5 protein-coding genes and 1 pseudogene are annotated in these 5,229 nt (G+C 73.4%); 2 read left to right on the top strand and 4 right to left on the bottom strand.

What is annotated here, in order from left to right; genetic code table 11:
- From HTZ82_RS09445 to HTZ82_RS09430, 4 genes and pseudogenes are all read right to left on the bottom strand, one after another.
- Positions 1-328: pseudogene (locus HTZ82_RS09445) on the bottom strand (hypothetical protein); the annotation flags it as partial.
- The gene (locus HTZ82_RS09440; protein WP_175408864.1) at positions 328-861 is read right to left on the bottom strand and encodes a SigE family RNA polymerase sigma factor; all 534 of its coding nucleotides are present in this window, start codon (positions 859-861) and stop codon (positions 328-330) included. The gene HTZ82_RS09440 and the pseudogene HTZ82_RS09445, both read right to left, overlap by 1 nt.
- 140 nt (positions 862-1,001) lie before the next feature.
- The gene (locus HTZ82_RS09435; RefSeq protein WP_175408863.1) at positions 1,002-1,862 is read right to left on the bottom strand and encodes an SMP-30/gluconolactonase/LRE family protein; all 861 of its coding nucleotides are present in this window, start codon (positions 1,860-1,862) and stop codon (positions 1,002-1,004) included.
- Positions 1,859-2,632, bottom strand: a complete 774-nt coding sequence (locus tag HTZ82_RS09430) for an IclR family transcriptional regulator (protein WP_175408862.1) — start codon at positions 2,630-2,632, stop codon at positions 1,859-1,861. The genes HTZ82_RS09435 and HTZ82_RS09430 overlap by 4 nt, the downstream gene beginning before the upstream one ends.
- A gap of 216 nt (positions 2,633-2,848) precedes the next feature.
- Between HTZ82_RS09430 and HTZ82_RS09425 the strand changes: the two genes are divergently transcribed.
- Both HTZ82_RS09425 and HTZ82_RS09420 read left to right on the top strand, forming a co-directional pair.
- On the top strand, positions 2,849-4,012 hold the full coding sequence (locus HTZ82_RS09425; RefSeq protein WP_175408861.1) for a mandelate racemase/muconate lactonizing enzyme family protein: 1,164 nt from the start codon (positions 2,849-2,851) through the stop codon (positions 4,010-4,012).
- Between the two features lie 68 nt (positions 4,013-4,080).
- Positions 4,081-5,109 (top strand): alcohol dehydrogenase catalytic domain-containing protein, encoded by a 1,029-nt coding sequence (locus tag HTZ82_RS09420; protein WP_175408865.1) that lies wholly within the window; start codon positions 4,081-4,083, stop codon positions 5,107-5,109.
- Positions 5,110-5,229 lie beyond the last annotated feature (120 nt).

The raw sequence follows: 5,229 nt of genomic DNA, 5'->3' as shown, positions 1-5,229 counted from the left end.
AGCGGTTGCTGTGCGGGTCGATCCTGCCCTCGCCCGAGAGCTCGCCGTCCGGTGCGACGTCCGGTGGTGTCGCCGCGGCCGGGGCGGGTCGCTGGGGCGTGGCCTCGGTGCGGAGGAGCGTCGCCGCCGTGAAGCCGCCCGCGGTGAGGACCGCGGCGACGCCCGCCGCCGCGGCGATGCGCAGCCATGGCGCGCCGCCCGGGCGGTGGCGTGGTGCGGGTGCCTCGGGCGGGGCGGCCATGCCGCGTTCGACGCGGGCCAGGATGCGGGCGCGGTCGGGATCGTGGGCCCGCGCCGCCTTCCGGAGCGCGTGTTTCAGGTCGTCCACTACTTCCTCCCTGCCACCAGTTGCGAGGCGGCGGCGCGGGGGCCAAGGAGCTGTTCGAGCTGGGCCATGGCCTTCGACGTCTGGCTCTTCACCGTACCCACCGAGACTCCGAGCGTGAGGGCGGTCTCCCGCTCGGAGAGGTCGAAGGCGTGCCGCAGGACGACGCAGGCGCGTTTGCGGAACGGCAGCCGTCGCAGGGCGTCCTGGACGTCCACGACGGCGGGTATGTCGGGGTCGTCGCAGCGGTCGGACCGCCGGCCCCAGAAGAGGGCGACGCGGCGGCGTTCGCGTACGGCGCTGCGGATGCGGCTGCGGGCGAGGTTGGCGACGACGCCGCGGGCGTAGGCGGCCGGGTGCTGGGCGGCGCGTACGCGGTCCCAGCGGTGCCAGAGGGCGAGCAGCGCGTCGGCGGCGAGGTCGTCGGCGGCGTCCGGTTCGCCGGTGAGGAGGTGGGCGAGGCGGGCGAGTTCGGCGTAGTGGCGCTCGAAGAACGCGTGGAACTCCGTGGCGGCGTCATCGGTGGATGTGCCCACGGGGCTCCCTCGTCCCTGCGCTTCGTCGCGCTGCTGTGCGTGCCGGTCGTCGTGTGTGCTCGAACTGGCCCCCGTGACCGTTGTGTCGAGATGGCGGGTGAGCTTAGCAAGGGTGTGCGATCGCTGTGCCGGTGGTGACGTCAGCCGCCGAACGGCGTGCCCGGGCGGCCGTGCCCCGCGTCCGGGATGACGAGGAGTGATCCGGCCATGGGGTGCGGCCGGTCGAGGCCTGTGCGGGCCGTGGTGATGTAGAGGTCCCGCAGTCCGGGCCCGCCGAAGGCGCAGGCGGTGGGGCGGCGTACGGGGAGGTGGACGGTGCGGTCGAGGCGGCCGTCGGGGGTGTAGCGGCGGAGGGCCGCGCCGTCCCACAGGGCGACCCACACGCAGCCTTCGGCGTCCACGGTGAGGCCGTCCGGGAAGCCGGCGCCGGGTTCGACGGCGGCGAACTCGCGGCGGTCCAGGAGGCGTTCGCCGTCGGTGCGGAAGACGTCGATACGGCGGGTGGGGCTGTCGACGTAGTACATGCGGGTGCCGTCGGGGCTCCAGTCGGTGCCGTTGCTGACGGTGACGTCGGGGAGGACCGTGGTGGCGGTGCCGTCCGGTGCGACACGGGTGAGGGTGCCGCCGCCGGTGCTCTCGTCGTACCGCATGGTGCCGGCCCACAGGGCCCCGTCGGGGGCGACGGCGGCGTCGTTGCCGCGCCGGCCCGGTACGGGGTCGTGGTGGAGGTGGCGGAAGGTGCCGTCCGGGTCGTACAGGCCGATGCCGTCGCGGAGGTTGACGACCAGTCCGCCGCCCGCGCGGGGTTTGGCGGCGCCGACGTGCTGCGGGGTGAGCAGGACGGTGCGGCGTCCGTCGGAGGGGCGGTAGGTGTGGACGCGGGAGCCGAGGATGTCGACCCAGACGAGGCGGTCGGCGGCGGTGTCCCAGGTGGGGCCTTCGCCGAGTTCGGCGGTGGCCCGTACGGCGATCTCGGCGCGGCTCCCGGTGGCCTGGCTCATCGGGCGTCGCCCCGGTGGCCGAGGCTGACGGACAGGTCGTCGGCGCCCTTCGCGGCGAGTTCCGCGAGTTCGGCCTCGCGCTCCTCGTTCCAGCGGATCATGGGGACGGAGATGGACAGGGCGGCGACGACCCGTCCCGTGCTGTCGCGGACGGGGGCGGCGACGCAGCTCACGTCCGGGTTGGACTCGCGGTGCTCGGTGGCGATGCCGCGTTCCCGTACGGTGTCGAGTGCGGCACGCAGGGCGTCCGGGTCGGTGATGCTGTTGGCGGTCATGGCGGCGAGTTCCCGGCCGTCGATACGGGTGTCGAACTCGTCCTGCGACAGTGAGGCGAGCAGCATCTTGCCGACGGAGGTGCAGTGGGCGGGGAGCCTGCGTCCGGCGGCGGAGACCATGCGGACAGCGTGGGTGGAGTCGACCTTGGCGATGTAGATGACGTCGAGGTCCTCCAGGATGGCGACATGGACCGTCTCGTCGCAGGTCTCGGCGACCTCGCGGGCGACGCGCTGGCCCTCGGCGGCGAGGTCGAGCTCCTCGGCGTACCGGCTGCCGAGCTGGTAGGTGCGGACGCCGAGGCGGAAGCGGCCGGGCCGGCCGGGTACGGGTACGAGGTAGGAGCGGGCCGCGAGGGTCGTCATGAGCTCGTGGACGGTCGTGCGCGGCAGTTGCAGTTTCCGGGTGACCTCGGGCGCGGAGAGCGTACCGTCGCCGTCGAGGAACAGTTCCAGAATGTCGAGCGCCCTGGTCACGGCGGGAACGAGACGTCCCATGAGGCTACCCACCCCTTCGTTCGAAACCCCGGCCGCTGGCCGGTATGACGAACACAGGGTAGTCACCGGCCGCTTCAACGGGCAATGGTCCTGCGGGATTCGGACAGCCGCCGGATGCCGTCACCACCATTGACACCTCCCGCGGGGGGTGATTACGGTCACGCCAGCATTTCGAACGTGTGACGAAATACCGAACGCATCCAAGGGGCAACTGCCGTGCGCATCACGGGAATCAGCACTCATGTCGTCGGGACGCCCTGGCGCAATCTCACCTATGTCCTCGTCCACACCGACGAGGGGCTCACCGGCGTCGGCGAGACGCGGATGCTGGGCCGGACGGACGCGCTGATCGGCTATCTGCGGGAGGCCGAGGCCAACCACATCGCGGGCTCGGACCCGTTCGCGGTGGAGGACCTGGTCCGCCGGATGAAGTACGGCGACTACGGGCGGGCCGGCGAGATCGTGATGTCGGGCATCGCCGTGGTCGAAATGGCGTGCTGGGACATCAAGGGCAAGGCGCTGGGCGTGCCGGTGTGGCAACTGCTCGGCGGCAAGGTGAGGGACCGGGTCAAGGCGTACGCGAACGGCTGGTACACGACGGAGCGGACTCCCGAGGCGTACCACAAGGCGGCGCAGGAGGTCATGGCGCGCGGCTACCGCGCTCTGAAGATCGACCCGTTCGGCACCGGCCACTTCGAGCTTGACGCGGAGCAGACCCGGTACGCGGTGTCGCTCATCGAGGCGGTGCGGGACGCGATCGGGCCGGACGCGGAGCTGATGCTGGAGATGCACGGGCGGTTCAGCCCGGCCACGGCGGTGCGGCTGGCGCGTGAGCTCGCGCCGTACAACCCGGCGTGGCTGGAGGAGCCGGTGCCGCCGGAGAACCTGAAGGCGCTGAAGAAGGTCGCCGACAAGGTGGACCTGCCGGTGGCGACGGGTGAGCGGATCCACGACCGGATCGAGTTCCGGGAGCTGTTCGAGTCGCAGGCGGCCGACATCATCCAGCCGGACGTCGGCCACATCGGCGGCATCTGGGAGACGCGGAAGCTCGCCGCGGCCGCCGAGACCCACTACATGCTCGTCGCGCCGCACAACGTCGGCGGGTCGGTCCTGACCGCCGCCTCGCTCCAGGTCGGGTTCACCTCCCCGAACTTCAAGATCCTTGAGCACTTCAACGACTTCGCCGACGCGGAGATCAAGAAGGTCGTCAAGGGCGCCCCGCAGGTGGACCCGGAGACCGGCTGCTTCCACCTCTCCGACGCGCCCGGCCTGGGCGTGGAGCTGGACGTGGACGCGGCCGCCGAGTTCCCGCAGCAGCAGGCCAGGTTCGACCTGTGGGCCGAGGGCTGGGAGAAGCGGGCGCCGAAGGGCACGGAGTGAGCGGGACGCCCGAGGCCGCCGGGGGCGCCGCGGTGAGCCGGGGCGCCGCGGTGAGCCGGGCCGCCCCGGTGAGCCGGGCCGCCCCGGTGAGCCGGGCCGTCGTCATCGACCGGCCGGGCGCGCACCGGCTGATCGCCCGGGACGTGCCCGTGCCCGGACCGGGCGAGGTCCTCGTACGGGTCGCGGCCGCCGGGATCTGCATGAGCGACCGCGAGGTGCTCGACGGGCACCGCTCCCCCGCGTACGTGCGCTATCCGGTGACGCCCGGTCATGAGTGGGCCGGCACGGTGGAGGCCGTGGGCGCGGGCGTGGACCCGGGGCTGGTGGGCCGGAAGACGGTCGCCGAGGGGTTCCGGGCGTGCGGCGTGTGCGCACGGTGCCGCTGCGGCGAGACGTCGCTGTGCACCGGCGGGTACGCGGAGACGGGGTTCACGGAGCCGGGCGCGTTCGCCGACCACGTGGTGGTCCCGGCGCGGCTGCTGCACCCGCTGGACGACGGCGCCGACCTGCGGGCGGCCGCGCTGCTCGAACCGTCCGCGGTGATCGCCGCGGCGGTACGGGCGGGAGCGCCGCGCCCGGGTGAGCGGATCGTGGTGGTGGGCGCCGGGACGCTGGGCCTCCTCGCCGTACAGCTGCTGGCGGCATCGTCGCCGGCCGAGCTGACCGTGGTGGACCCGCGGGCGGCGCGGGCCGAGGCTGCGCTGCGGTTCGGCGCGACCGAGGCGGTGGGCCCGGCGGACGCCGCGGCGCTGGACGGCCGCTTCGACCTGGTCGTGGAGACCGCCGGGGCGCCGTCGACGGCGGCGTCGTCGTGCCTGCTGGCGCGGCGCGGCGGGCGGGTCGTGCTGACCGGGATGTTCACCGAGGGCGCCGTGGGCATCGACCCGGTGCACCTGTCCCTGAGCCAGCTGGAGGTCCGCAGTGTCTTCGGCGCCCCGTCGTCGGCGTGGTCCGACGCGGTGCGGGCGTTCGGGCTCGGCCTGCTGGACCCGGCGCCGCTGATCACCCACGAGTTCCCGCTGGAGCGGTTCGCGGACGCGGTGGCCCTGGTGGGCGGCGGCGATCCGAAGACCGGGAAGGTCCTGCTGCGCCCCTGAGGGGGCGGGCCCTAGGGAGTGTCCGGCGGATCATGCCGGCATCGCGGGACCTTCGCTTTGGCTGTGGGTGAGCGGGGTCTGGTGCGTGCGGCTGCAAGGCGGAGGAGGGAGTGATGGCGG

The organism is Streptomyces sp. TRM64462, assembly GCF_013362995.1.
Taxonomy (GTDB): domain Bacteria; phylum Actinomycetota; class Actinomycetes; order Streptomycetales; family Streptomycetaceae; genus Streptomyces.
The sequence above is the reverse complement of the archived record's forward strand: the minus strand, read 5'-3'. Positions and strand labels throughout refer to the sequence as shown.